We start from the raw sequence: 24942 nt of genomic DNA, 5'->3' as shown, positions 1-24942 counted from the left end.
TTTAGCGCAGCGGGCGTATACACCCTGTTGCGCGGCAGCATGAAAAGTTTCGAACGCTGCGTATCACGTTTCCTCCCCCCTCTTTGGGGGGGAGGCGCGAGGCGGCGGCAGGGGCAACTTCAGCTGCCCTGCTCCGGTCCGCGCTCCAGCGCACGCCGGACCTCTTCCAGAGCGCCAGGATCGTCCAGCGTCGACAGGTCGCCCGGATCGGTGTGCTGCACCAGTGCCTGCAGCGACCGCCGCAGCAGCTTGCCGGAACGCGTCTTGGGCAGCGCGTTCACCACGTAGATGCGCGCCGGCCTGGCCAGGCCACCCAGCTGATCCACCACGCGCTGCTGCATCGCCTTCGCCACCTCGACCGGGCCTTCCGTGACGCCCTGCTTCAGCGTCGCAAACACCACCGGCACCTGCCCCTTCAAGTCGTCGTGGACGCCGACCACCGCGGCTTCGGCACAGGCGGGATGGGTCGACACCGACTCCTCGATCTCGCGCGTGCCGAGCCGATGCCCGGCGACATTGATGACGTCGTCGGTGCGGCCCAGGATCGTGGTGTAGCCGTTCTCGTCGCGAATGGCCCAGTCCAGCGAGCTGTAGAGCAGCTCATTGAAGTGGCTGAAATAACTGTTGATGTAGCGCTCATCGTCACGCCACACGGTGGTGAGGCAGCCGGGTGGCAGCGGCGGCAGGAAAACCAGCACGCCCTTCTGGTTCGGCGGCAGTTCGTCGCCGGTGTTCTCGTCGATGACCTTCATGCGATAACCGGGGCTGGGCAGTCCCGGCGAGCCGAACTTCAGCGGCTTCAGGTCCAGTCCCGGCATCAGCGTGATGGCCGGCCAGCCGGTTTCGGTCTGCCAATAATTGTCGATCACCGGCACGCCGAGGCCATCGGTAATCCAGTGCGCGGTCGGCTCGTCCAGCGGTTCCCCGGCCACGAACAGCCACTTCAGCCCAGACAGTTCGTACTTGCGCAGCCAGCTTGCGTCCTGCTTCTTCAGCATGCGGATGGCGGTGGGCGAGGAAAACATGCTGCGCACGCCGTAGCGCTCGCACAGCTGCCACCAGATGCCCGGGTCCGGGTTGGTCGGCAGCCCTTCGTACAACAGCGACGTGGCGCCGCCGATCAGCGGCGCATAGACGTTGTACGAATGCCCGACCGCCCAGCCCACGTCGGAGGTGGAGAACATCACCTGGCCCGGCGCGATGTCGAACACGGTGGTGATCGACATCGCCATCGCCACGGCGTAGCCGCCCACGTCGCGCTGGATGCCCTTGGGCTTGCCGGTGGTGCCGGAGGTATAGAGCAGATAGCTCGGCTCGTTGGACTCCAGCCACGTCACCGGCACCTCGGCGCCCTCGTAGGATGCGCGCAGGCTCGCATAGTCCAGATCGCGGCCGGCGATGCGGGTCATCTGCGGATCGAGGCCGCGATCGACCACCAGCACGTGCGGGGGACCATGAGTCGCCTCTTCCAGCGCCGCATCGACCAGCGGCTTGTAGGGAATGACTTTGCCGCCGCGCATGCCGGCATCCGCCGCAATGAGCAGTTTCGGCTGCGCGTCGTCGATCCGCAGGGCGAGGTTGTGCGCCGCGAATCCGCCAAAGACCACGGAATGGATGGCGCCGATGCGCGCGCAGGCCAGCATGGCAAACACCGCCTCGGCGATGTTGGGCATGTAGATGACGACGCGGTCGCCCTTGTCCACGCCGAGCGAGGCGAGCAAGGCGGCGAAGGTGTTCACCTCGCGGTAGAGGTCGCGGTAGCTGAGCTCGCGGGTGACATGGGTTTCGGTGGAACACGCCACCAGCGCCAGCTGGCCACCGCGATCGGCAAGGTGCCGATCGACGGCGTTGTAGCAGAGGTTGGTGGTGCCACCGACGAACCAGCGGCGAAACGGTGGATGGGAGTAGTCGAGGATCGTTGCGGGAGGCGTGTCCCAGTGGATCCGCCGCGCCTGCTCGGACCAGAATAATTCCGGCTGCTCCACCGACTGGCGATAGAACTCCTCGTAGCGCATCGCCCTACTCCTCTCTCTGTTGCCGATCCGGGCTAGCCTAGATCAGCACCGCGATGGGGGCCTTGCGACCTTGGTCGAGCCGGCGCGCGCGTACCAGCGCGCGCAAACAACCGTCAGAGGCAGGACACCGCCGCGTCGCGATAGGCGGGGTTGTAGGCCGCCTTGGCGTTCTGGCTTTCGTACATCATCACCTGTGCGCCCGTGCCATCGGCGGTCACGGTGACCAGTTCGTGCGCGCCCGACTTGTCGTTGGCCGACAGCGAGCCTTCATCACTCTTGCTTGACGCACTGACCTCGGCCGACCCGGCCCATTTTGCGCGCACGCATTCGAGATAGGTGGGGATGTCCTTGTTCGTGCGGCTGCTCAGCTTGGGCGTGCTGTCGCGCAGGCCATGGGTGCCGCCACAGGCGACCAGCAAGGCACAGGCAGAGATCGCAAGAAGTTGTTTCATATCCGCTATCCGTTGGGCGTTCTGCCGATTTTACCCATCTGCCGTGGCATCGCCAGTCACCGGGCGCACCCGTGTTCGGACACACGCCTGCCAAAACAAATGGGCGACCGAAGCCGCCCATTTGTTCCATCGAAACGCCCAGCGGCGCGCGATGCCTTACTTCTTCGCGAACAGATGCTCGACGCCGGCGCGCTCTTCGCGCAGTTCCTTGTCGGTGGCATCCATGCGGGCACGCGAGAACGCGTTCACGTCCAGGCCCTGCACGATCTCGTACTTGCCGTTCTTCACCGTCACCGGGTAGCCGTAGATCACGCCCGGGGCGACGCCGTACGAGCCATCGGACGGGATGCCCATCGACGCCCAGTCGCCTTCCGCCGTACCCATCGCCCAGGTGCGCATGTGATCAACCGCCGCCGAGGCAGCCGAAGCCGCCGACGAAGCGCCGCGCGCCTTGATGATGGCCGCGCCACGCTGCTGCACGGTCGGGATGAAGTCGCTCTCGTACCAGGCCTGATCGACCAGCGACAGCGCCGGCTTGCCACCCACGGTGGCGTGGTGCAGGTCCGGGTATTGGGTGGAGCTGTGGTTGCCCCAGATGGTCATCTTCTTGATATCGGTGCTGTGCTTGCCGGTTTTCTCGGCCAGCTGCGACAGCGCGCGGTTGTGGTCCAGGCGCACCATCGCGGTGAAGCACTTCGGATCCAGGTCCGGCGCGTTCTGCTGGGCGATCAGCGCATTGGTGTTGGCCGGGTTGCCGACCACCAGCACGCGCACGTCACGCTTGGCGTGATCGTTGAGGGCCTTGCCCTGCGGGCCGAAGATGGCGCCGTTGGCCTCGAGCAGGTCCTTGCGCTCCATACCCGGGCCGCGCGGACGTGCACCGACCAGCAGCGCATAGTCGACGTCCTTGAAGGCGACATTGAGGTCGTCGGTGGCCACCACGCCAGCCAGCGTCGGGAACGCGCAGTCGTTGAGTTCCATCACCACGCCCTGCAGGGCGGGCAGCGCCGGGGTGATTTCCAGCAGGTGCAGGATCACCGGCTGGTCCGGGCCCAGCATGTCGCCCGCGGCAATGCGGAACAGCAGGGCGTAGCCGATCTGGCCGGCGGCGCCGGTAACGGCAACTCGAACGGGGGCTTTCATCGGAGAAACTCCTTCAACTTGGCTAGTCGTAAAAAAATGGAACCCACGCAACGCCGCAACATCACGACACCGTCATTCCCGCTTTCGCGGGGATGACGAGCGAGAGGTGCGGCCTTTTTGATATGTCCGTGAGGCATGAGGTGATGAACCATCAGGTGAGTTCTGCAAAGAACGCCTGGATACGGTCCAGCCCAGGCTGCAATTGTGCCGTGGGACAGGTGTAGGAAATGCGCAAGGCGCGCGGCTCGCCGAAGGCCGAGCCCGGCACGCAGGCGACGCCCTTGGCCTCCAGCAGCGCGGCGCAGAAGTCGACGTCGCTGTCGATGCGCACGCCGTTGTGGCTCTTGCCGAACGCCACGGAAATATCGGGGAACGCATAGAACGCACCTTGCGGACGCGGACACACCACACCCGGGATGGCGTTCAGCGCCTTGACCACCAGATCGCGCTTGCCGGCGAATTCCGCGCACTTGGCCTGCGGAATCTCCTGCGAACCGCTGAACGCGGCCACGGCGGCGGCGGTGATCACTTCCGGCAGGCTCGTGATGTGGTTGGAATTGAGCGTCGTGATGGCCTTGGCCACACTCTCGGGGCCGGCGATGAGGCCCACGCGCCAGCCCGGCATGCCGTAGGTCTTGGACACCGAGTCGACGAAGATCACGCGGTCCTTCAGATCCGGCTTCACGTGCACGAAGTTGTGGTAACCGATGCCGTCGAACACCATCGAGTTGTAGATGTCGTCGGTGATGACCCAGGTATCCGGGTACTTCGCCAGCACCTCGGCCAGCGCGGCGATTTCATCGCGCGTGTAGACCATGCCGGTCGGGTTGGACGGGTTGTTGAACAGGAACACTTTCGGCTTGCGCGCCAGCGCGGCGTCGAGCTGCGCGGGCGTCAGCTTGTAGTTCTGTTCCGGGCCGCAATGCAGGATGTTGGCCTTGGCGCCGAGGATGTCCGCGATGTCGCGATACGTGGTCCAGAACGGCGCTGCGAAGGCGATTTCGTCGCCCTCGTTCAACAGTGCCTCGCCCAGGTTGTACAACACCTGCTTGGCGCCGATGCCGATGGACAGGTGGGCGCGCGTATAGCCGGTGAATCCAAGCTTTTCGATATGGGCCAGGAAGGCGTCCAGCAGCGCGTCGGCGCCGCGGTTGCTGCCGTACTGGCCGGAGTCGTGCGAGAGCGCTTCGCGTGCGGCGGCGTAGACATGCTCGCCAGGAAGGAAATTGGGGACGCCGATGGAGAAGCTGATGATGTCGCGGCCGGCAGCCTTGAGCTGCTTGGCCTTTTCGGCGATCACCATGATCGCGCTGGGCTTGGCGCGACCGACACGCTGGGCAAGCTGGGGCATGACTTCCTCTTTAGCGGGGACGAAGACAGCAAACCCGGCGATTTTAGCATGCGGCGGCGCGTCATCAGCCGGTCGTGCACGAGTTGCCGTCGCCATGGGCGGTCGCGGGGGTTGGCAGGGCCCGCGGAATGCCGGCCGGCCCTGCCCCGGAACGTGCACGTTCGCCGCCGCCGGCGCATGATGCGCAAGCCGACTGTAGCCAGGCCAGCAAGGAGGAAACGGAAGGCAGCAGGCGCGCCGGAGGCGGCCTGGCCATACACACTCAGGAGACTCCCCGTACTCTCACCAAGGACACACGAATATGCATTGGCTATGGGTATTCATTGTCGGACTGGTTGTGGGTCTTATCGCCAAGATGCTGACGCCGGGACGCGACCCGGGCGGCTTCATCATCACCGCCATCCTGGGCATCGCAGGCTCGTTCATCTCGACCTATATCGGCGAGAAGCTCGGACTATGGGGTGAAACCGGCGCGGTGCATTTCCTGGGATCGATCGGCGGCGCGATCATCCTGCTGGCGATCTATCACTTCGTGTTCAAGCGCAACACCGCGACGTGAAGGCGGTGCCGCATCGGCGACGCAGTGCGCGTCGCCGGTGCGTCTTCTTCATGGACACTCAGGCCGTATTGCTGCCGAACAGTTTGCCGGCGAGCGAGGCGAGCGAGCCCAGGTCGAAACCACCCGCACCCTGCGCCGGGACCTGGCCGTCCGGAGTCAGGTGATCGACGGCATGCGGCAACACCTGCGAGAGCTGGCCCAGCAGCTGGTTCTGGTCGACACCCATCTTGCCCGCGGCCTCCTGCACCAGCGAACCCAGTCCACCATTCTGCAGGGCCTGCCCCAGCTGGTCGCCCGACACCGCCTGGTTGGCGCCGGTGCCGACCCAGGACTGCGCCGCCTCGCCCAGGCCATGTTGCTGCAGCATGGCAACCAGTCCCTGCACTCCTCCCGCCTTTTCAATCAACGCTCCCGCTATCGAAACGAGCGAGGAGCCACCAGCCGCATTGGCCTGACCACCACCGAGCAGATCGTTGAGAAATGACATGACTGCATCTCCTGGGGATTGGGGAATCGCACATCGTGTGTCGTGTGGAGCCCGTCGATTCTAGGCTCCTGCAAAGTGCATCGCCACGGCCATGCAGGCATGAAAAAAGCCGCCGTTCGTCGAACGGCGGCTTTTCACGCGAAACGAACAGACGTGCTCAGCCGCGCTCGTCGAGCACCGCGTTCCATTCCTTGACGCGATCGGCCTGCGCGGCCAGCAGCGCATCGACGTCGCCGTCGACGATGACCTTCTCGATCACGTCGCCCTGGCGGATCGCATCGACCACGGCCTGGTCCTGCGGACCCACGACTTCGCCGAACACGCTGTGCTTGCCGTCCAGCCACGGCGTGGCGCCGTGGGTGATGAAGAACTGGCTGCCGTTGGTGCGCGGACCGGCGTTGGCCATCGACAGCACACCCGGCTTGTCATGGCGCAGCGAGGCATCGAACTCGTCCTCGAAGCGGTAGCCCGGGCCACCGCGACCGCTGCCTTCCGGACAGCCGCCCTGGATCATGAAATCGGCAATGACGCGGTGGAACGACAGGCCATCGTAGTAGCCACGGCGGGCCAGATTGACGAAGTTGGCCACGGTCACCGGGGTCTTGTCCGCATGCAGGCGCAGGTGGATCGGACCGCGGTTCGTGTTGAAGGTGACGTTGATGGTCATCGTAAGTCCTTGTTTCTAAATGGCAGCGCGCGACGCCGGGCGCCCTGCGGGTCGGCAAGGATACTCCAGCGGCGTCGCATGCAGGACGGTGCGCCTCCCATCCCGCGTCACCCCGGCCCGACCACCCGGGACGGCGGCAGATCAAGCTGCGCCGGCGCAAGGGCGTTGGTTCCGCGTGGTTGCGGCGTGGGCGTCGGCACCACCGCCGGCCAGGGAGCGCCCTCATACAGATGCGCCCACAGGCGATCCAGCGCGGCATAGCCATAGGGCAGCAGCGGAACGTAGCGGTCGCCAAAGCCCGGCAAGGCGAGGAACGCATCGAAATGCTGGGCGTTGGGCACCTTCCAGTACAACGGATGACCGCCGTTGGCGCGCAGCCAGGCGATATAGGGTTCGGAAGTGAAGGTCGTGGGCAAGAGGCCATCGGCGGCACCGTGCACCACCCACACCGGCAGGCTGGCCCGCGGCGGCTTGACCACCGTACCCGCCACGCTGTCGCGCAAGGCCTGCGTGCTGGCCTCGGTGTCTTCCCACAGCGCCCGCAAGCACAGGGCACCGGGCAAGCTCGGGTCGGCCGAATGATCCGTGCCACCGAAAAGCCCTACGCCGTTGCCCGGCGGAATGCCCGTGGCGTCCGACCACCAGCTGGCGCGCGTGGCCACGTCGGCCGCGCCCGGCGAGCCATTGGGCGCCAACGCGGCATAGCGGAATCCGCACGGCATCTCGGTGGCGCCGCGGCGCATATAGGCGGAAGCGTAACCTGCGGTCACGGTGCGCCAGGCGTCGAAGCTGGTGGTGGATGCGGCCGCCTCCAGGGCTTCGTCGGTCCAGCCGGCTGCGCGCAGGTGGTCATAGGCCTGCGCCGCCTGCGCGTTGATGCGATCGCCGCCGAGCATGCCGCGCTGGTGAAGCTGGTGGCAGCGCTGGGCCCATGCCATCGGCTGCTCGCCCTTGGGCGTGCGCGCAAGCGGCGTCGCTTCAAAGCGCGGATCCAGCAAGGCGCACGGCAACCACAGCGAGGCCTCCGTCGCATAGTCGTAGAGCGCCCGGCCCTGCCCCGGCACCAACACGTCCGGTTCCAGCGACACCACGCCGGCGAGCATGCGCTCGTCGTCCAGTCCGGCCGCCTGCAGCACGGCGCCGCCGCCGTTGGAAAGACCGGTGGCGATGATGCGCGTGTTGTCGGCGGTGAACGGCGCCTGGTCAGGATAAGCACGGTCGAGCATGGCCAGCCCGAACTGTGCGGCCTGCAGTACATGCCGCCCCCAGTCCGCTTCCGGGTTGTCGCCCGAATGGAGATGTTTCACGGCGATGCCCGCCTGATGCCGTTCGGCGGGCGGCTCGAATTCCAGGATCATCTTGCCGCGCCGCGCCCGCGTGCCATCGAGCGCCACGCCGCTGTCGTCGGCGTAGTCGAAATAGCCGGTGCCGCTGCCCTTGTCGGTATAGGCCACCGCGCAGCCGCGCGGCAGTCCCCATGCGCCGGCCAGGGCGATGGCACCGTAGATGCCGCGCGAACCGGAAGACGCGGTGACCACCAGGCAGCGATGCGCGCGGTCAAAGGCATCCGGCGCCTGCAGCAACACGCGGTGCGGTGAATGGGCGCCGGGTATCCAGGCAAACGCCTGGTATTCGCGACCGGGCACGTCGGGTACGGCACCGTAGGCACTGCCGTAACCGCCCAGCGGTCCAAGGTCGGCGATGCCTTTCCAGCTGGTCTGGATCGCGCGTCGCCGCAGTTCCGCCGGCGTGGGTTGCAGGGGATGCACGAACGGCGGCGGCGCCGCCGTCAATCCCGCCAGGCCCAGGCCCGCACTGAGCAGGTCATCGCCGGCGCGGTGCTCGGTGACACGCACTCCGCCGCGCACGAAATCGGGGCTGGGCATGCCGGACTCCTTGGTCGCGGGCGGGGTCGCGCACGACGCCAGTACCGGCGCGAGCAACAGGATCCATCGGGGAAGGCGATTGTTCATGCCGTCCACCTAAAAAAGCGGGAGCAGGCTCACCATCCACGAAAGTCGAGCACAGGCGCAGTGGCAGGCGCGTGAGGACGGGCCCCGGGCGGATGCAGCAGTTCGCCCGCCGATGCGGTCCAGGGCGGGCCGCCGGACCGGCCTGAACGGATTTGTTAAAGCATTTCAAGCAAGCTGTCACATAAGTCCGTATAATCCTCAGGTTATCCCTCCAGAAACCTCACGTGACGGCCTTGCGCCGCCCGAGCCCACCTCATGTCCATCGAAAATCTGCGCAATATCGCCATCGTCGCCCACGTCGACCACGGCAAGACCACGCTCGTCGACCAGCTGCTCAAGCAGTCCGGGACGCTCTCCGAGCGCACCGTGCTGGCCGAGCGCGTGATGGACAGCAACGACCAGGAAAAGGAGCGTGGCATCACGATCCTGGCCAAGAACACGGCCATCACCTGGGAAAACAAGAAGACCGGCGCCAAGAACCGCATCAACATCGTCGACACCCCAGGCCATGCCGACTTCGGCGGCGAGGTGGAGCGCGTGCTGTCGATGGTGGACACCGTGCTGATCCTGGTCGACGCAATGGACGGCCCGATGCCGCAGACGCGTTTCGTGACGCAGAAGGCATTCGCCATGGGCTTCAAGCCGATCGTGGTGGTCAACAAGGTTGACCGCCCCGGCGCACGTCCGGAGTGGGTGGTCGAGCAGGTGTGGGATCTGTTCGAGAAGCTCGGCGCCACCGACGAGCAGATGGAATTCCCGATCGTTTACGCCTCGGCGCTGAACGGTTACGCCTCGCTGGACGAGAACGCCCGCGAAGGCGACATGACCCCGCTGTACGAAGCGATCATGCAGCACGCGCCCAAGCCGGACGTCGATCCGGACGGCGCCTTCCAGATGCGCATCAGCCAGCTCGACTACAACAACTTCGTCGGCGTCATCGGCATCGGCCGCATCCAGCGCGGCACCCTGAAGAAGGGCATGCCGGTCGCCGTGATCGACCGTGAAGGCAAGAAGCGCCAGGGCAAGATCGGCCAGGTGCTCGGCTTCCTCGGCCTCGAGCGCATCGAGCAGGATTCCGCCGAAGCCGGCGATATCGTTGCCATCTCGGGCCTGCCCGACCTGACCATTTCCGATACGGTCACCTCGCTCGACACGCCCGAAGCGCTGCCCGCGCTGAGCGTGGACGAGCCGATGATCAGCATGACCTTCCAGGTCAACAACTCGCCGTTCGTCGGCAACAAGGATCTGTCGGGCGGCAAGTTCCTTACCAGCCGCCAGCTGCGTGAGCGCCTCGACCGCGAAAAGGTGCACAACGTGGCGCTGCGCGTGGAAGACGGCTCCGACGCCGACAAGTTCCTGGTCTCGGGCCGTGGCGAACTGCATCTGTCGGTGCTGATCGAAAACATGCGTCGCGAGGGCTACGAGCTGGCCGTGTCGCGTCCGGAAGTGATCATCAAGGAAATCGACGGCCAGAAGATGGAGCCGATCGAGCAGCTGGTCGTCGACATCGAAGAGCAGCACCAGGGCGGCGTGATGGAGCGCCTGGGCATCCGCAAGGGTGACCTGAAGAACATGGTGTCGGACGGCAAGGGCCGCGTGCGCCTGGAATACCTGATCCCGGCGCGTGGCCTGATCGGCTTCCAGAACCAGTTCAAGACCCTGACCCAGGGTTCGGGCCTGCTGTTCCACGTGTTCGACCATTACGGCCCGTACACGCCGGTGGCAATCGCCAAGCGCCTCAACGGCGTGATGATCGCCAACGCCGGCGGCACCACCCCGGCTTACTCGCTTGGGCCGCTGCAGGATCGCGGCAAGCTGTTCGCCGCCGAGGGTGACTCGGTGTACGAAGGCCAGCTGATCGGCATCCATGCCAAGGACAACGACCTCACCGTCAATGCCATCAAGCCGAAGCCGCTGACCAACATGCGCGCCTCCGGCAAGGACGATGCGATCCAGCTCACCCCGGCGACCAAGTTCTCGCTGGAGCAGGCGCTGGACTTCATCGACGACGACGAGCTGGTCGAAGTCACCCCGAAGGAAATCCGCATGCGCAAGAAACACCTCACCGAGAACGATCGCAAGAAGGCCTCGCGCGGCGTGGCCTGATCCCTCCCGGATCGGGTATCGACGAAAGGCCACCGCAAGGTGGCCTTTTTTTCGTGCATACCGCTGACAAGGCGTTGACACAACTCCCGCGCATAGTCACCATGCGCGCGCCCCGCTCCCGGGGCTACCCAGAGATCACTCCATACCCATGGACAGCGACCCTTCCAGTCGCGTCCGCCTGGCCTGTGCGCGGGCCGGCGGCGCGTCAACCAACGATCACGGCGCGGCCGTGAGCGGCCACTAGGTTCGCCTGGCCCGCTCGTTCCGCGCCTTTGCACGGAATGAGCAATGAAGTACGCACGTTTTCTCCTGGTCGCAGCGCTGCTGGCCACCCCCATGTTTGCGCGTGCCGACGAGGCACCGCTGTTCGTGCCGCAGTGGCTCGGCGCGCAGTACACCTTCATCGACCAGCACCAGTATTCGCTGCACTCGCCCTACGCCGGCGCGCTCAGCCTGCGCCCTGACGGCGACACCGAGCGCTCGCACACCTTCGGCGCCTATTTCGGCGTCGCCCTGCCGGCGCACTTCCAGTTCTATTTCGACGTGGAGATGTTCAAGGGCGAAGGCGTCTCCGGCGCCACCGGCCTTGGCGGCCTCACCAATGGCGACGTGATCCGCTCGGGCAGCGCAGGCCTGCCCAAGAAGCCTTACGTGGCCCGACGCTATCTGCGCTGGTCGCTGCCGCTGGGCGATGAGGCCAGCGACATCGAGCGCGCGCAGGACCAGTTGCCCGGCAGCCAGGCGGCGCGACGCATCGAGGTGAAGATCGGCAAGATGGCCGTGAGCGACGACTTCGACAAGAACCGCTACGCCGGCGGCACGCGCTCGCAGTTCATGGACTGGTCGCTGTTCAACAACACCGCGTGGGACTTCGCCGCCGATACGCGTGGCTATACCGATGGCGTGATGATCGCCCTGGTCAACCCGACCTGGACGCTGCGCTACGGCATCTACCGCATGCCGTATGAAGCAAACGGCCAGAAGCTGGTCAGTTCGCTGGGAGATTCGAACGGCCAGCAGCTCGAGCTGACCCTGCAGCCGCACGCCGATGGCGCGGTCCTGCGCCTGCTCGCCTTCCGCAACACGGCGCGCATGGGCATCTACCGTGACGCCATCGCCGTGGCGCTGGCCACGGGACAGGTGCCGGACATCCATGCGGACGACGCCCCCGATCGCCACAAGTACGGCTTTGCCGTGAACGGCGAGCTGCCGCTGGCCGACCACGGCGACACCGGCCTGTTCATGCGCGCGGGCTGGAACGATGGCCGCACCGAGTCGTTCGTGTTCACCGAAGTGGACCGCTCGCTGAGCGGTGGCTTCCAGCTCTCCGGCGCGCACTGGGGCCGCGATGCGGACCACGTCGCCGTGGCGCTGGCGATCGATGCCCTGTCCTCCGCGCACCGCGATTATCTCGCGCTCGGCGGCAACGGCTTCGTGCTTGGCGATGGCGCGCTGCATTACGGCCGCGAGCAGATCGTCGAGGCGTATTACAGCTTTGCGCCGGTCGCGCACCTCACCATCAGCCCGGACGTCCAGTACATCCGCAACCCGGGCTACAACCACGATCGCGGGCCGGCGCGATTCGCCGGCGTGCGCGCACACGTGGAGTTCTGACCGGCTCAGCCCGCCATCTGCGCGCGTTCCAGCGCGGCGATGCGCCGGTCCAGGCGCGGGCCGAGATAGCAGTGCGATCCGCACGGCAACAGGCCCGCTTCGCCAAAGGCGCGCAGGTACCAGGACGGCGCGCGCGAATGGAAGCCGTGCAGGTCGCCATCGACGCCGTCGCGGCTGGTGAACACTTCGAGGAAGGCCACGCCCTCCAGCATCTCACTGATGCCTGACAGGCCCGCGCGGATCTCGGCGGGCTTGAGGTAATGCAACACGTCGGTGCACACGATCAGGTCGAAGCGATGGTCGAAGCGCAGGTGCTCGAGCTGGCCGAAACGCGCCAGCCCGATGTTGCGGCTGCGTCCGTAGCGCGCGACGGCATATTCGCTCGCATCCAGCCCCTGGTAATGGAGGCCCGGCCGCAATGCACGCAGCGGCGCCCGCCACACGCCTTCGCCGCAGCCCACGTCCAGCACGCTGCGCACGGGACGCCCGAGGTAGTACTCCGCCTGCGACACCGCCATCGCCACCTTGCGCTTGAGTTCCGCCGGCGAACCCACCGCGTGGTCGGGGTGGCGATACCACTTGTCGAAATAGGCGCGATCGTAGATTTTCTGCACAAGGACTCTCCGGCAAACACGTCATATTAAGGCCTGTCGGCCTGCTTCCGATGGCCTGCCGCAGGAATCACCTGCCGTGAACATGGCTCGCGAGAGCATGGTGGCGGAGGAGCTGGGAGTACATCGGCATGCCCACGATCCGCATTCGCATGACCGGCAGCCGCGACGACGCGGACACCTTGCTGTCGACCCTGCACGGCATCGACGGCATCGAGCACATCGAGGAAATCGATGACCAGACGGCCATCATGCGGGACGACTCCAGCTCCAGCGACCTGATCGACGACAACGGCGGCGAACTGTTCCTCATCGAGGTTCTGGCCGCCGACAGCCTGCACGCGGACGCCGTGCGCGCCGTCACCGAGGTCGAGGCCTCGCTGTTGGGCGCCGTGGTGGAGTTCGTCGACGAGTTCTAGGGCCATCCGGCCGCCTGCGGGACCCGCCGGGCGCGGTGCCGCCGCCCGGCCGGGGCAGCGGAAGCCCGCCTCTCCTGAATGCTTCCCCTGGACGCCCCCCGCCCGGCGACCCGGTTCCGGTAAGCCGAACGACAACTGCTGCGTTGACACTCCCCGGCAGCCGTCGCTGTTCGCCTTCGCCATCCGGAGTCCCGACGCATGCACCCAAGCCCCAAGGCCGTCCAACGCCGCGTTCGCCCCCTGCTGGCCATGCTCGGCCTGCTGCTCGTGCTCGGGTCCGCCGGAGCCAGCGCGGAAGGCCCGCGCCCGCTGAGCCAGGACGACATCGACTGGCTAAGGCGCGACGGCTTCGAACTTGACAGCGCCACCGTCGCGCGTTACCGCGAGCTGGGTCGATCGCGCTTCCTCGATGAGCAGCTCAGCGACCGCAACGGCGACCCGCTGCCGCCGGCCATCTTCGACCTGATCCACAGTTACGAGGTGGCGCGCACGCCTACCGAATCCCTGCTCGGCGAGCTGCGCGACGGGCAGCAGAAGATCAAGGACATGCCCGACGGCGACCCCAGGACCGCCGCGAAAAAGGCCGAGCAGCAACATGGCAACGAGCTGTTGCAACAGGCGCAGCAGATCGAATTGCTGCACGCGGTCTACGGGCAGAACCAGCTGAAGGAACAGATGGTGTGGTTCTGGCTGAACCACTTCAGCATCTACGGCGCCAAGGGACGCGTGCGCTGGGTGGCCGCCGACTATGCGCAGAACGCCATCCGGCCGCACGCCCTGGGCAAGTTCCGCGACCTCGTGATGGCCACGCTGCAGAGCCCGGCCATGATGGAGTTCCTCGACAACGCACAGAACGCCCGGGACCACGTCAACGAAAACTACGCACGCGAGCTGATGGAACTGCACACGCTGGGCGTGGGTTCCGGTTACACGCAACAGGACGTGCAGCAACTGGCGCTGATCCTCACCGGCTCGGGCGTTGCGCCCTTGCGCGACCGCCCTGCCCTGCGCACCCACCCTCGGTTTGCCGCCAGCTTCGTGCGCAAGGGCATGTTCGAGTTCAACCCGATGCGGCACGACTACAGCGACAAGCTGCTGCTTGGGCACCGGATCAAGGGCAGCGGCTTCGACGAAGTGGCCCAGGCGGTCGAGCTGATTACCCGCCAGCCAGCCTGCGCGCAATTCGTCTCCAGGAAGCTGGCCGAGTACTTCGTGGCCGACGAACCGCCGCCGGAACTGGTCGCGAAGATGGCCAGGACGTTCGCGCAGACGGACGGCGATATCGCCCAGGTATTGCGCACCATGCTCGAATCGAAGGAACTGCCCGCCAGCTACGGCAAAAAGTTCAAGGACCCGATGCAGTTCGTGGTGTCCTCGGTGCGCATGGCCTACGACGGCAAGCCCATCGCCAACGCCAAACCACTGCTCAACTGGCTCAACCAGCTGGGCGAGCCGGTATTCGGGCGACTGACGCCGGACGGCTGGCCGCTCGATGCCAGCGGCTGGTCCAGCTCGGGGCAGATGGCCAGGCGCTTCGAGATCGCCGGCGCCATCGGCACCGGCAACAACCGCCTGCTGACTCCCGAGGGCATGCTGAAGGTCGGCGGCGATTTCCCCATGCTGGCCACGCGGCTCTACTACGACACCTTCGAGCCGCGCCTGAGCACGCCGACGCGCGATGCGCTGGCCAAGGCCACCACGCAGCAGGAATGGAACACCTTCCTGCTCTCCTCGCCCGACTTCAATTACCGCTGAATCCATCGGAGCATCCGGCATGAACCGACGCGATTTCCTGCTTGCCGCCGCCACCGCCGCCGTCGCCGCGCCGGCGCTGTCGTTCTCGGGCCGGCTGTTTGCCGCACCCGCGGACACGCCGCGCTTCCTGCTGGTGTTCCTGCGCGGCGGCTACGATTGCAACAACCTGCTGGTGCCCTTCGGCAGCGACTTCTACTACGAGTCGCGGCCCACGCTGTCGATCGCCAGGCCCGATCCGTACAACAGCAACAGCGCGATCGGCCTCGACAACCAGTGGGGCCTCAATCCGGTGCTGCGCGATTCCCTCTACCCGCTGTGGCAGAAACGCCAGCTGGCCTTTGTGCCGTTCGCCGGCACCGACGACCTGTCGCGCAGCCATTTCGAAACACAGGACAACATCGAATCGGGCGAACCCAGCAGCCAGCGCAGCGACTTCCGCTCCGGCTTCATGGCGCGCCTGTCAGGCCTCATGACCAGCGTGCCGTCCATTGCCTTCACCGATGCCCTGCCCCTCGCCTTCCAGGGCGGCAAGCGCGACATTCCCAATATTTCCTTGCGCGGCAATATCCGGCCGGTGTTCGACGGTCGGCAGGCGGGCATCCTCGCCAGCATGTATCGCGATACCTCGATCGCCTCGGCGGCCGCCGATGGCCTCGAACTGCGGCAGCATGTGTCCACGGAGCTGCAGGACGAAATGAGCAAGGCCAACCGCGGCGCACCCAATGCCAAGAACTTCGCCGACGAAGCCCGGCGCATGGCCACCATGATGCGCGAACAGTACCGGCTCGGTTTCGTGGACGTGGGCGGCTGGGACACCCACGTCAACCAGGGCAGCACGACCGGGCCGCTGGCCGGCAACCTGACCAACCTCGGCAAGGGACTGGCCGCCTACGCCGATGCGCTGGGCGACGAATGGAACAACACGACGGTGGTGGTGATGTCCGAGTTCGGACGCACCTTCCGCGAAAACGGCAACAAGGGGACCGACCACGGCCACGGCACGGTGCACTGGGTGCTGGGCGGCAAGGTCAATGGCGGGCGCATGGCCGGCCCGCAGGTTGCGGTCAACGCCCAAAGCCTGCTGCAGAATCGCGACTACCCGGTGCTCACCAACTACCGCGACATGCTGGGCGGCCTGCTTGGCCGCCTGTGGGGCCTGTCGGGCAGCCAGCTGCAGACCGTGTTTCCCGGCGCCAAACCGGTGGACCTGCAGCTGGTGTGACCGGGTGCGGGGGCGACCACGCGCCGCCCGCACCGTTGCCCTTACACCTGCGGCTGCGCCGAGCGCACCAGCAGGCCCTTGGCGATGGTGCCGTGCATCGTGCCCAGGCCGCGCACCACGTGCAGCGTGGCGAACAGCAGCAGCACGCCCAGCAGGCAAAGCACGGCCACGCCCCACCAGCTGGTCTGCGGGCACAGCCATTCCGGAATCCCGCAGGTCCACAGGATCACGTCGGCGTCGCTGAGGATCTTCAACACCGGCGAACCGATGAAGGACAGCGAAATGCTCACCATCGTCACGGTGATGACGAAGTAGATAATGCCCAGCGGCAGCATCAGCATCATGTAGAGCAGCGTGGTCCAGGTCCGGCCGTCGGTGAAGATGGCTGCCACGCGCTGCCTGAAGGACAGGCCCGCCTGTGCCGGGTACGGCGGCCGACGCGGCATGCGCACGCCCAGCATGGTTTCCACGATGCGACCCTCCAGCAGCGAGAGTGCGCGCACGGTGCCGAGGAACAGCACGACGAACGGAATGCCGATGATCAGCACCGACAGGCCCATCGACAGCGAGATGCCGGTCACAGCCCAGACGAAGTAGAAGATGCCGGTGGCGAGTGCGAGCAGCATGTAGAACATGGCGCCCCAGGTGCGCGAATCGGCGGCCACGCCAAAGAAGCGGCCCAGTGCGGACGGGCGCCTTGGCACCGGCGGCGGGCGCAGCGCCCGCTGGATCTTTATTTCCTGGTCCCGATAGATGTCCGCCACTTCTTCCGGCGCACCGTAGGTGCCCACCACGTGCGCCAGCATGTCGGCCTCGCTGCGTTGTGGCTGCTCGGCCAACTCGGCGCGCAGGTGTTCCTCGGCGTCATACAGTGCATCCTGGACCAGGGCCGGGTCGGCACCACGCAAGGCTGCGCGTAGTTGCTCGAGGTACTCGGCGATCGTGCGTGGCGCATTCATTACACCCCTCCTTGCAAAACGGCATCGACGGAATCGCGCGTGGCGCTCCAGGCATCCACCCAGTCACGCAGTACGTCGCGCCCCGGCCTGGTAATGCGGTAATAGCGGCGCGGCGGACCGCTGACGGACGGCTCCACTTCGCTGGCGAGCAGCCCGGCCGCCTCAAGATTGCGCAGCACGGGATACAGCGCACTCTGCTTGCCGGCCAGCACGCCCTCTCCCACCTCTTCCAGCCGCTTGGCGATCTGGTAGCCGTACATCGGCTGCCGCGACTGCCCGAGCACGGCCAGCAGCACCAGCGACACGGTGCCTGCGGAGAGTTCCTTCTGGAATTTCTTCAGATGGCCAGCGTTGTCTTCCACATCCCACCCGCACTGCTGCTTACCATGGACTACACCATAGTGCGGAGTTAACACTAGTACATGGGCCTGAAGTCATGCCCTGGGCCACCCGTGTGCTGGGCATGACACCAATGTGTGTACCGGTTGTCCAAACATGGGTGTCGGCAGCCCCGGCCGGCCAACAGACGTGCGGCGACTGGGTACTCAGGGGACCCATTGGCGAGCAGCGGGGCGGGAGCCCAGCCTGGCTCCGCCTGCCGGAATGTCGGCCCGCCCGGAAATGACACCTGCCCCAACGCTTTTCGATGATGACCGGCTCGCCGCTCCTGGCACCAACAACGCTTAGTCGGTCGACTCAGACGAGGTTGATCGAGACGTCAATGTTGCCGCGCGTCGCCTTGGAATAGATGCAAGTCTGGTGCGTGTCGTCGACCAAAGCCTGCGCAACCTCGCGTCCGATGCCCGGCAGGCTGACGTTGAGTCGGACCTGGATAAAGTAGGCTCCGTCGGCGTTGCACAAGTCGACTTCGGCATCGACGGCCAGGTCCTCCGGCAAGGCAAGTTTCCTCTTTTTAGCCTCAAGCGCCATCGCACTGATGAAACAGCCCGACCAACCAGCAGCGAAAAGCTGTTCCGGATTAGTACCGTTACCGTGACCACCTGGTCGCGAGAGCTTGACATCTAACCGCCCATCCGAGCTGCGCGATGCACCATCCCGACCGCCCATGGTGTAGGCCTTGGCGGTATACAGCACAGCGAATTCCTTCGGATTTCTCATACACAAACCTCAGCAGAAACTTCAAAAATGGATTCACGCGCACCGCAGCCCTGAGTGGAAAGGAGGCCGCCAGACGCCGGTGGTCCTGGGGGAATGCCGAAATAGACAGTGGCGCCCACCCGCGTCCATGTGGGGCGAAAGTGGGACTAGCGAATTCCTGTGGTCCAGCAGGCACCATTCCACACCGCGGTCGAACCGTTCACCGCACGCTGTACGCGAGCACCGTGGTTCTCTGCGCCCAATCCGCATAACGTTGTTCCACCACCCTATTCTTCGGGAGGAGCATGCCGCGCAGGCGTCCGCTTGCCGCTATGCCTTCAAAATTACGTCGCCGCGATGCGGTGAGAAAAACAGCGAATCTTCGAGTGCATATGCATCGTGTTGTTCGCCGGGTCCCATCTTCAGATAGTCGCCCGCGGATAGCTCGATGTGTCCAAATCGAATGCGACCGGAGAGCACTAGAATCTGCTCAGCCCCTTCGTGGTCGTGAAGCGGAAAGGTTGCGCCGGCCTTGAATTCGAAGAAGTCAGCGCTTTCGCCACCGTCCGCGTAAACAGTGCAGCACCGAATACCGGGAAGTCCCGTTTCGACAAACTCGCGGGATGCCTTGGTGAGGTGGATCATGGGGAGTCTCCTGTGGGTGATTGAGCGCTGACTGCAGCGGCAACGAAGACGAGACTTCGCGGATCTGGCACTGCCGAATCGGTTCGACAGCGCCATCACCTTCACTTCTAGCTCGATTTGCCGCGTACCAGGGCCGCGGTTACTTCCGCGATGTGACGTCCCTGGAAGTGCGCGCCATCCAGTTCGTTCTTACTTGGCTTCCGCGATCCGTCTGGACCAGTGATCGTGGCAGCGCCATAGGGCGCGCCACCGGTAACTTCATCCATGCTGACCAGGCCCGGAAATGCGTAAGGCAAACCGACCGTGATCATCCCGTGGTGCATCATTCCCGTAAGCACGGAGAATAGGGTGGTCTCTGCACCGCCGTGCTGACTAGCCGTTGACGTAAACGCGCCACCCACTTTGCCGACCAGTTTACCCTGAGCCCAAAGTCCACCGGTCTGATCAAGGAAGTTGGCCATCTGCCCGGACATCCGTCCGAAGCGAGTCGGCGTGCCTATGATGATGGCGTCGTACTCGGCAAGCTCGTCTGGTGCGGCGATTTCCGCCGGCTGATCGAGCTTCGCACCAATCTGCCTGGCCACGTCATCGGACATTGATTCCGGAACTCGCTTGATTGTCACTTTGGCACCCGCAGAGCGGGCGCCATTCGCCACGGCGTCGGCCATCGCTTCAATGTGCCCATGGGTTGAATAGTAGAGAACTAGAATCTTTGTCACGGAATGTGTCTTCCTGCGCGGATGAGGAGTGGATGGATCCGGTTGCCCATTCGGGGAGCCGAGCTTGAGCAGCCAATGAAGTAGCCTTCGTTTCATGCCTTTTCTCGTTGCACCATCTGCGTTGCCGATGTTTCAACCCGTCCGGTGCTGTCAATTTCACTACGCGACCAACCAGACTCATGCGGCCAGGAACTTGTCGCTCATACAAGCAAGCCATTTTCCAAAGACCGGCGACGCGCAGCCGATGACAGTCATGTAGCCGTCTTGACGATCAAACCTTTGACCGAGGAGGACAGCTACTGGCCACCGCCACGCTCTGGTTACATCAAGCCTGAAATTTATTCCTGAGCAACATGCCGATAAATGGGACCCGATGTATTTCAGTTGATACATGGCGTAATGAATTAGGCACCGTCAATGCCGCGGCATGCTTCTCGAAAGCCCTGAGCCGCGCTTTCGGAACAAAGAGCCTGCGCAGGCGCAGCCTTGAACTTCCTCTTGCGCCATCCGCAATGCCTTCGCTCCACTCCGACGTATTGGCGATCCAAGTCAGAGCATCCGCCTTCGCCTCACATGATGGGCATCCATTCTTGTGAAAGTACTCATCTCATATCGATGAGTCCTCCCGGCCACCCACGATCCCCGGCGTCCGGACGCTGCCGTGAATGACTCGACCGGCCTATCCACGATGGCCATCGGTTCGCAATTGGCCACATAGCGATATGACGGCAACGAGTTGTCATCCCAGGGGATGGGCCAGGCCCAACGTTCGGCGCCCTACTGCGTGACGCCAGGTCCCTCACGAACGGCAATGCGGAAGGTCAACGATTAGCCCGGCTGTCGCCTGCGGCTTCTCTTCCGTGTTCCAATGCCCGCCGTTCGGAATGATCACGTCTACATAGTTATCGGCTGCGAAACGCATGACAGCGGCGATCATCGGGCCGAATGTGGCTTCGCCACCGATCGCCGATACCGGCATCAGCAGCCGGCCACAAGCGACACGCAGAAGATGCTAAGAACAAGCTGACGTTTCGCGCTGTGGGGGGAGCGCTTCAACTGACTTCAAGTGATCCCGCCCTGCTTGTTTCGCTCTTTCAATCCTGGCCGTCATGAAAAATCTGGTGTTTTTCCCCTGATGCTGTTCCACGCCGTCGAAATCGCGCCGAGGGTCATTCACGGGGCCTGAGTTCGCGTATCCCCTTCCCCAGCCGCCGACGCAGCAGCGTACGCAGGGTTACCCCGTCGCCGTAACCCACTTGCTCGGCAATCTGCTCGACACTGAACTTGCTGGTCATCAGCAAATGGACAGCACGCTCAATCCGCAGATCCTGGATAAATTCGACAGGCGTCTTGCCTAGCACATCACCGAGACGCCGCGACAACGTGCGCTTGCTTGTCCCAAGCGCTTCGGCAACCGAATCCAGGGTGATCGTTTCGTGCAGGCGTTCGCGCACCAGGCGATCGAAACGCTCGACTAGCGGATCGGAGTGCGCGAGGTGATCAGATATGACGTAGCCCGATTGGGACAGCCGGGCGTCAAATACAAGATATTTCGCGACCAGTCCCGCTAGCTCCGGGCTATTTCCACGAATCAGCCATAGCACAAGATCGAGATGACTGAGCGCAGCCCCTGCCGTCACCATGGCGCCACTGGGAACGACGATGCGATGCGCATTCAGTTGTACATCGGGATAGCGCTGCCGGAAGAGCGGGGACAACCACCACGTGGTGGTCGCCTCACTACCCGCGAGCAAACCACTCTCGGCCAACACGAACGTCCCGGTACAAGCTGCAGCCAGTCGTGCACCGGTGCCATGCCACGTACGCAAGGCGCCCAGAGCATCAATCACGTCTGCTCGCCCTAGCGCTGGAAGCAGCGTCTCGGCGGTCATGTCTGCGAGCGCTGGCACGATGACGCAATCGGGGTTGGTCGTATCCGCGATCATTCTTACCGGCACCTGCAACCCAAGCGCGGTATGTACGGGTGACCGGACGCCAACGAGCGTAACTTCAAAACCCGGAGTTGAAATGCCGGTCCACTGCGCGAGACGATTGGCCATCGCCAGAGCGTCGAGCACCGTTGCAAGACCGGTGTCGAACACGCCCTCAAGTACAAGCACCGAGATCTTCATGGCTCGATCGATATCAAAGGTGTCAATCGCAGCAGTATCGGCGTGAGCTTCTTCGTTTGTAAAGTGATACCCACGGTGCAGTCCTCACCGGCTTTGACTCAAATATTCCTTGGAAATTGCTGCACGAACGTACGGCCGCCGTGTAGCACCCCAAGCTTATGCCGGACAAGCCAACTCACAAGTAGCCACTTCGATGCCCGAGTCATATTCAGACGGCGCCATCGGCGACGGTGGTTACACATTCCAATCACTCTGGAGATTCAGATGCACGCACTGCGAAATACGATTGCCGCTGCTGTCACGCTTGCCATGGGTGTGACGATGGCCAACGCCGAGTCGGCGGCGCCGGTAAAAAACATTGTCATTGTTCATGGCGCCCTGGCGGATGGTTCGGGCTGGCGGGCTGTGTACGACATCCTGACCAAAGACGGCTTCCACGTGACGATCGTGCAGGAACCGCTCACGAGTCTTGCCGATGATGTGGCGGCGACCACGCGCATCGTCGACCAGCAGGATGGGCCCGTGGTGCTTGTCGGTCATAGCTACGGCGGCTCCGTCATTACCGAGGCGGGCGTCGATTCGAAGGTCAGTTCGCTTGTCTATGTGGCCGCACTTCAACCCGATGCAGGTGAAGCCAGCGGGCAATTGCTGCAGAAGTTTGCGGCACCTAACGGTGCAATGCGGTCGACGTCAGACAAATACTTCTTCATCCCCGCTGAAAAATTCCGCCAAACATATGCTGCGGACGTTCCGGAGGCAGAGGCTCAGTTCCTTTCAAATTCGGAGCAGCAACTCGCTCAGAAAGCGTTGGGAGCACCGATTTCAGCGGCGGCATGGCGAACCAAGCCAAGCTTCGCGATCCTTACCACCCAGGATCACGTGGTCAGCCCCGAATTACAGCGGTGGATGTATCAGCGTTCGGGCTCCAAGATCACCGAAGTTGGCGCAAGTCACGCTGTCTTTATCTCTCAGCCGGCCAAGGTGGCACATGTCATCGAGGCTGCCGCAAAGCAGGCTGGTTGACTGACGAATTCCGCAATGGGGCGCGCCTGCATTGAATCGGTGGTACGTCGCCTAGAAAGGCGCGCCCCTTGTGGAATACCACAACATGTCGTTTGGTGATCAGCAGTAGGCGACGCACCGAGGCCAGGATAGCAAGGACAGCCCGACTGCGAACGGCACACTGGACGCGCGCCGAGAGCGGTCAAGGCCTATGGGAAGAAAACCTGCATTGAAAGGGCCAAGAACTATCGGCCGCGACCAGGCACATGGCGCTGGCAGGGGTCAAAAATCGCGATGCGTACAAATTCTTATTTTACGCCCGCAACAGGCTCGCCCTTAAACTCTCCAAACGGTCTATTTCGAGCCAGGGCAGTAGCGCATACGCTGCGACTGATGTGGGTGCTTCACCTCCATGGCTAGACGGTCTGGCACTCGCCCAAGTGACGCAGCGGCAGAACGCTCGTCCACAACAGCCGAGGGTCGACCATGAAGAACAACAGCAAACTCTTGATTGCCATCGTCGCCGCAACCCTTGTATCGCTTGGAGGCGCGGCCTTGGCCCTTTCCGGGCAAGACAAGTACGAACTGAAAGTGCCAAACGGACTCGCCTTCTCCGAGTTCAGGGGATATGAGGGCTGGCAACTTATCTCTGTCAGTGAGAACGGAGGAGTTTACGCCGCGATACTAGGCAACCCGACGATCATTGACGCCTTTCGGTCCGGCATTCCAGGCAACGGCAAGCCATTTCCGGATGGATCGAGAATGGCAAAGATTCACTGGATACCGAAGAAGCTTGAGACCTTCCCGGCTGCGACCGTGCCCGCCACACAGCATGACGTGGATTTCATGGTCAAGGACAGCAAGCGGTTCGCTGATAGCGGCGGATGGGGATACGCCGTATTCGAATACGACGCCGCATCCGATAAATTCGCACCCGGTACCGAGGCTAGCAAACCGCCCCAAGCCCATGATGCCAAGTGTGGATTTGCCTGTCACACGATCGTCAAGGACAGAGATTACGTCTTCACCGATTACCGGCATCGGTAGCGTTCGCGCTAGCTTCCGGAAACGTGCGCCAACGCCACCGGTGATGGCCTCTGCTCCGGAAGCCCGGCCAGCTTGGTCACCGTCATTCCAAGGTGGTGTCGGTCGCGGACACCGCCCCATGAAATGCGTACTGCCTGTCGAGTCCGGGCTGTTTGGAGAGTGGGCGCTGCGGCGCTAAGCGATCGCCCGGACGCAGGCGGCCATCCGCGATGGCACGCTGCAGGAATCACAGCACACCAAGAAGCGAGGGCCGGGGCCGCTCAGCGCTTCGCGCCAGTCTGGTGTGCCTGCTGGCTCTTGTATGGACCTTGTCCGAGGCATTTTGACGCCGGTGTATGGCTCTTGTCGGCAACTAGAATGTGCCCGCCCCATCCAAGCAATCCATGCACCGCGCCCCATGCCATCCCCACACGGACCCAGCGCCATCCTCCCCTTGCGGCCTAGATCGGCCATTCAGTCGAGTCGTTGGGGACGCGCGATCGCGTACGCACCGTGCGTCGGTTCGACCAGCTCCCACACACCAGAAATCTCCTACTTCTAGCATCCCTGTGTCGCGCGGGGACCACCTTGACTTCATGTGCGTATGAAAAAGTTCAAACCGATCAAATTCACCGGAACGACGCTCGCGGTGATCCTGTTGTCACTTCTCTGCATCGCCATCTACGGCGCCATGGGGTTCGGATTGGCATCTCAAATTGGCAAACCTCCTGGGGTCGCACAGGGCGTAACTGCGGATGATTGACGACCCGGGCAATCTCAAAGCAGTTCGACTCTGAGTCACTGGTCGGTCGAGGGAAGCCGTGCTCCATCCTGCCCGCGATGACACGGGATGATCGTCGCGCTCCGATTTGCCACGGGGAGCTCAGCATCGAGATCCTCACGAAGTCCATCGACTACACTCTCCTCAAGAGCAGCTGCGGCTGAATTCGCAGATCCGCAGCTGCGAACCCACCCTGCCTACGACAG

23 protein-coding genes are annotated in these 24942 nt (G+C 64.0%); 9 read left to right on the top strand and 14 right to left on the bottom strand.

Going from position 1 to position 24942, the window contains the following annotated elements; genetic code table 11:
• Positions 1 to 119 precede the first annotated feature (119 nt).
• From prpE to ACXU4B_RS01130, 4 genes are all read right to left on the bottom strand, one after another.
• Positions 120 to 2042: a propionate--CoA ligase gene (prpE, locus tag ACXU4B_RS01145; protein ID WP_338069385.1), complete on the bottom strand. Its 1923-nt coding sequence runs from the start codon at positions 2040 to 2042 to the stop codon at positions 120 to 122.
• Between the two features lie 86 nt (positions 2043 to 2128).
• On the bottom strand, positions 2129 to 2467 hold the full coding sequence (locus ACXU4B_RS01140) for a hypothetical protein (protein ID WP_131406962.1): 339 nt from the start codon (positions 2465 to 2467) through the stop codon (positions 2129 to 2131).
• 156 nt (positions 2468 to 2623) lie between these two features.
• Positions 2624 to 3610 carry a malate dehydrogenase gene (locus ACXU4B_RS01135; protein WP_131406960.1) on the bottom strand — a complete coding sequence of 329 codons (987 nt, stop codon included), beginning with the start codon at positions 3608 to 3610 and terminating at the stop codon, positions 2624 to 2626.
• 151 nt (positions 3611 to 3761) lie between these two features.
• Positions 3762 to 4961: a pyridoxal phosphate-dependent aminotransferase gene (locus ACXU4B_RS01130; RefSeq protein ID WP_131406958.1), complete on the bottom strand. Its 1200-nt coding sequence runs from the start codon at positions 4959 to 4961 to the stop codon at positions 3762 to 3764.
• 301 nt (positions 4962 to 5262) lie between these two features.
• On the opposite strand from ACXU4B_RS01130, the gene ACXU4B_RS01125 reads away from it, so the two are divergent.
• Complete coding sequence (locus ACXU4B_RS01125; RefSeq protein WP_131406956.1) at positions 5263 to 5520, top strand: GlsB/YeaQ/YmgE family stress response membrane protein; 258 nt, start codon at positions 5263 to 5265, stop codon at positions 5518 to 5520.
• A gap of 58 nt (positions 5521 to 5578) precedes the next feature.
• Here ACXU4B_RS01125 and ACXU4B_RS01120 read toward each other — a convergent pair whose 3' ends face one another.
• The 3 genes from ACXU4B_RS01120 to ACXU4B_RS01110 form a co-directional block, all read right to left on the bottom strand.
• Entirely contained in the window at positions 5579 to 6007 is a 429-nt protein-coding gene (locus ACXU4B_RS01120) for a YidB family protein (protein ID WP_131406953.1), read from the bottom strand.
• Positions 6008 to 6164: 157 nt separating this feature from the next.
• Positions 6165 to 6674, bottom strand: coding sequence for a peptidylprolyl isomerase (locus ACXU4B_RS01115; RefSeq protein WP_131406951.1), 510 nt, complete (start codon positions 6672 to 6674; stop codon positions 6165 to 6167).
• Between the two features lie 107 nt (positions 6675 to 6781).
• The gene (locus tag ACXU4B_RS01110; protein WP_131406949.1) at positions 6782 to 8647 is read right to left on the bottom strand and encodes a 3-hydroxybutyrate oligomer hydrolase family protein; all 1866 of its coding nucleotides are present in this window, start codon (positions 8645 to 8647) and stop codon (positions 6782 to 6784) included.
• A gap of 255 nt (positions 8648 to 8902) precedes the next feature.
• On the opposite strand from ACXU4B_RS01110, the gene typA reads away from it, so the two are divergent.
• Positions 8903 to 10753, top strand: a complete 1851-nt coding sequence (gene typA, locus ACXU4B_RS01105; protein WP_131406947.1) for a translational GTPase TypA — start codon at positions 8903 to 8905, stop codon at positions 10751 to 10753.
• 288 nt (positions 10754 to 11041) lie between these two features.
• Complete coding sequence (locus ACXU4B_RS01100) at positions 11042 to 12367, top strand: carbohydrate porin (protein WP_131406946.1); 1326 nt, start codon at positions 11042 to 11044, stop codon at positions 12365 to 12367.
• A gap of 5 nt (positions 12368 to 12372) precedes the next feature.
• Here ACXU4B_RS01100 and ACXU4B_RS01095 read toward each other — a convergent pair whose 3' ends face one another.
• Complete coding sequence (locus ACXU4B_RS01095; protein WP_131406944.1) at positions 12373 to 12981, bottom strand: class I SAM-dependent DNA methyltransferase; 609 nt, start codon at positions 12979 to 12981, stop codon at positions 12373 to 12375.
• A gap of 128 nt (positions 12982 to 13109) precedes the next feature.
• Between ACXU4B_RS01095 and ACXU4B_RS01090 the strand changes: the two genes are divergently transcribed.
• The 3 genes from ACXU4B_RS01090 (at position 13110) to ACXU4B_RS01080 (ending at position 16374) form a co-directional block, all read left to right on the top strand.
• Positions 13110 to 13397 carry a hypothetical protein gene (locus ACXU4B_RS01090; protein ID WP_131406942.1) on the top strand — a complete coding sequence of 96 codons (288 nt, stop codon included), beginning with the start codon at positions 13110 to 13112 and terminating at the stop codon, positions 13395 to 13397.
• A gap of 198 nt (positions 13398 to 13595) precedes the next feature.
• A complete protein-coding gene (locus ACXU4B_RS01085; protein ID WP_131406940.1) occupies positions 13596 to 15152 on the top strand; it encodes a DUF1800 domain-containing protein in 1557 nt (518 codons plus the stop codon).
• Between the two features lie 19 nt (positions 15153 to 15171).
• Entirely contained in the window at positions 15172 to 16374 is a 1203-nt protein-coding gene (locus tag ACXU4B_RS01080) for a DUF1501 domain-containing protein (RefSeq protein ID WP_131406938.1), read from the top strand.
• Positions 16375 to 16415: 41 nt separating this feature from the next.
• Here ACXU4B_RS01080 and ACXU4B_RS01075 read toward each other — a convergent pair whose 3' ends face one another.
• The 6 genes from ACXU4B_RS01075 to ACXU4B_RS01050 form a co-directional block, all read right to left on the bottom strand.
• Positions 16416 to 17333, bottom strand: a complete 918-nt coding sequence (locus ACXU4B_RS01075; protein WP_131406936.1) for a sensor domain-containing protein — start codon at positions 17331 to 17333, stop codon at positions 16416 to 16418.
• A complete protein-coding gene (locus ACXU4B_RS01070; RefSeq protein WP_131406934.1) occupies positions 17333 to 17695 on the bottom strand; it encodes a PadR family transcriptional regulator in 363 nt (120 codons plus the stop codon). The genes ACXU4B_RS01075 and ACXU4B_RS01070 overlap by 1 nt, the downstream gene beginning before the upstream one ends.
• Positions 17696 to 18029: 334 nt before the next feature.
• Positions 18030 to 18428, bottom strand: a complete 399-nt coding sequence (locus ACXU4B_RS01065) for an organic hydroperoxide resistance protein (protein ID WP_338069367.1) — start codon at positions 18426 to 18428, stop codon at positions 18030 to 18032.
• A gap of 333 nt (positions 18429 to 18761) precedes the next feature.
• Positions 18762 to 19076, bottom strand: coding sequence for a cupin domain-containing protein (locus tag ACXU4B_RS01060; RefSeq protein ID WP_165583116.1), 315 nt, complete (start codon positions 19074 to 19076; stop codon positions 18762 to 18764).
• A 107-nt stretch (positions 19077 to 19183) separates the two neighbouring features.
• Positions 19184 to 19795: an NAD(P)H:quinone oxidoreductase gene (gene wrbA, locus ACXU4B_RS01055; protein WP_165583115.1), complete on the bottom strand. Its 612-nt coding sequence runs from the start codon at positions 19793 to 19795 to the stop codon at positions 19184 to 19186.
• A gap of 1169 nt (positions 19796 to 20964) precedes the next feature.
• Positions 20965 to 21927 (bottom strand): GlxA family transcriptional regulator, encoded by a 963-nt coding sequence (locus tag ACXU4B_RS01050; protein WP_131406926.1) that lies wholly within the window; start codon positions 21925 to 21927, stop codon positions 20965 to 20967.
• Between the two features lie 264 nt (positions 21928 to 22191).
• On the opposite strand from ACXU4B_RS01050, the gene ACXU4B_RS01045 reads away from it, so the two are divergent.
• The 3 genes from ACXU4B_RS01045 (at position 22192) to ACXU4B_RS01035 (ending at position 24718) form a co-directional block, all read left to right on the top strand.
• Positions 22192 to 22950, top strand: a complete 759-nt coding sequence (locus ACXU4B_RS01045; RefSeq protein ID WP_131406924.1) for an alpha/beta fold hydrolase — start codon at positions 22192 to 22194, stop codon at positions 22948 to 22950.
• Between the two features lie 465 nt (positions 22951 to 23415).
• Positions 23416 to 23976: a cytochrome P460 family protein gene (locus tag ACXU4B_RS01040; RefSeq protein ID WP_131406922.1), complete on the top strand. Its 561-nt coding sequence runs from the start codon at positions 23416 to 23418 to the stop codon at positions 23974 to 23976.
• 583 nt (positions 23977 to 24559) lie between these two features.
• Positions 24560 to 24718, top strand: a complete 159-nt coding sequence (locus tag ACXU4B_RS01035; protein ID WP_165583114.1) for a hypothetical protein — start codon at positions 24560 to 24562, stop codon at positions 24716 to 24718.
• Positions 24719 to 24942 lie beyond the last annotated feature (224 nt).

The organism is Dyella soli (genome assembly GCF_054482295.1).
The sequence above is the reverse complement of the archived record's forward strand: the minus strand, read 5'-3'. Positions and strand labels throughout refer to the sequence as shown.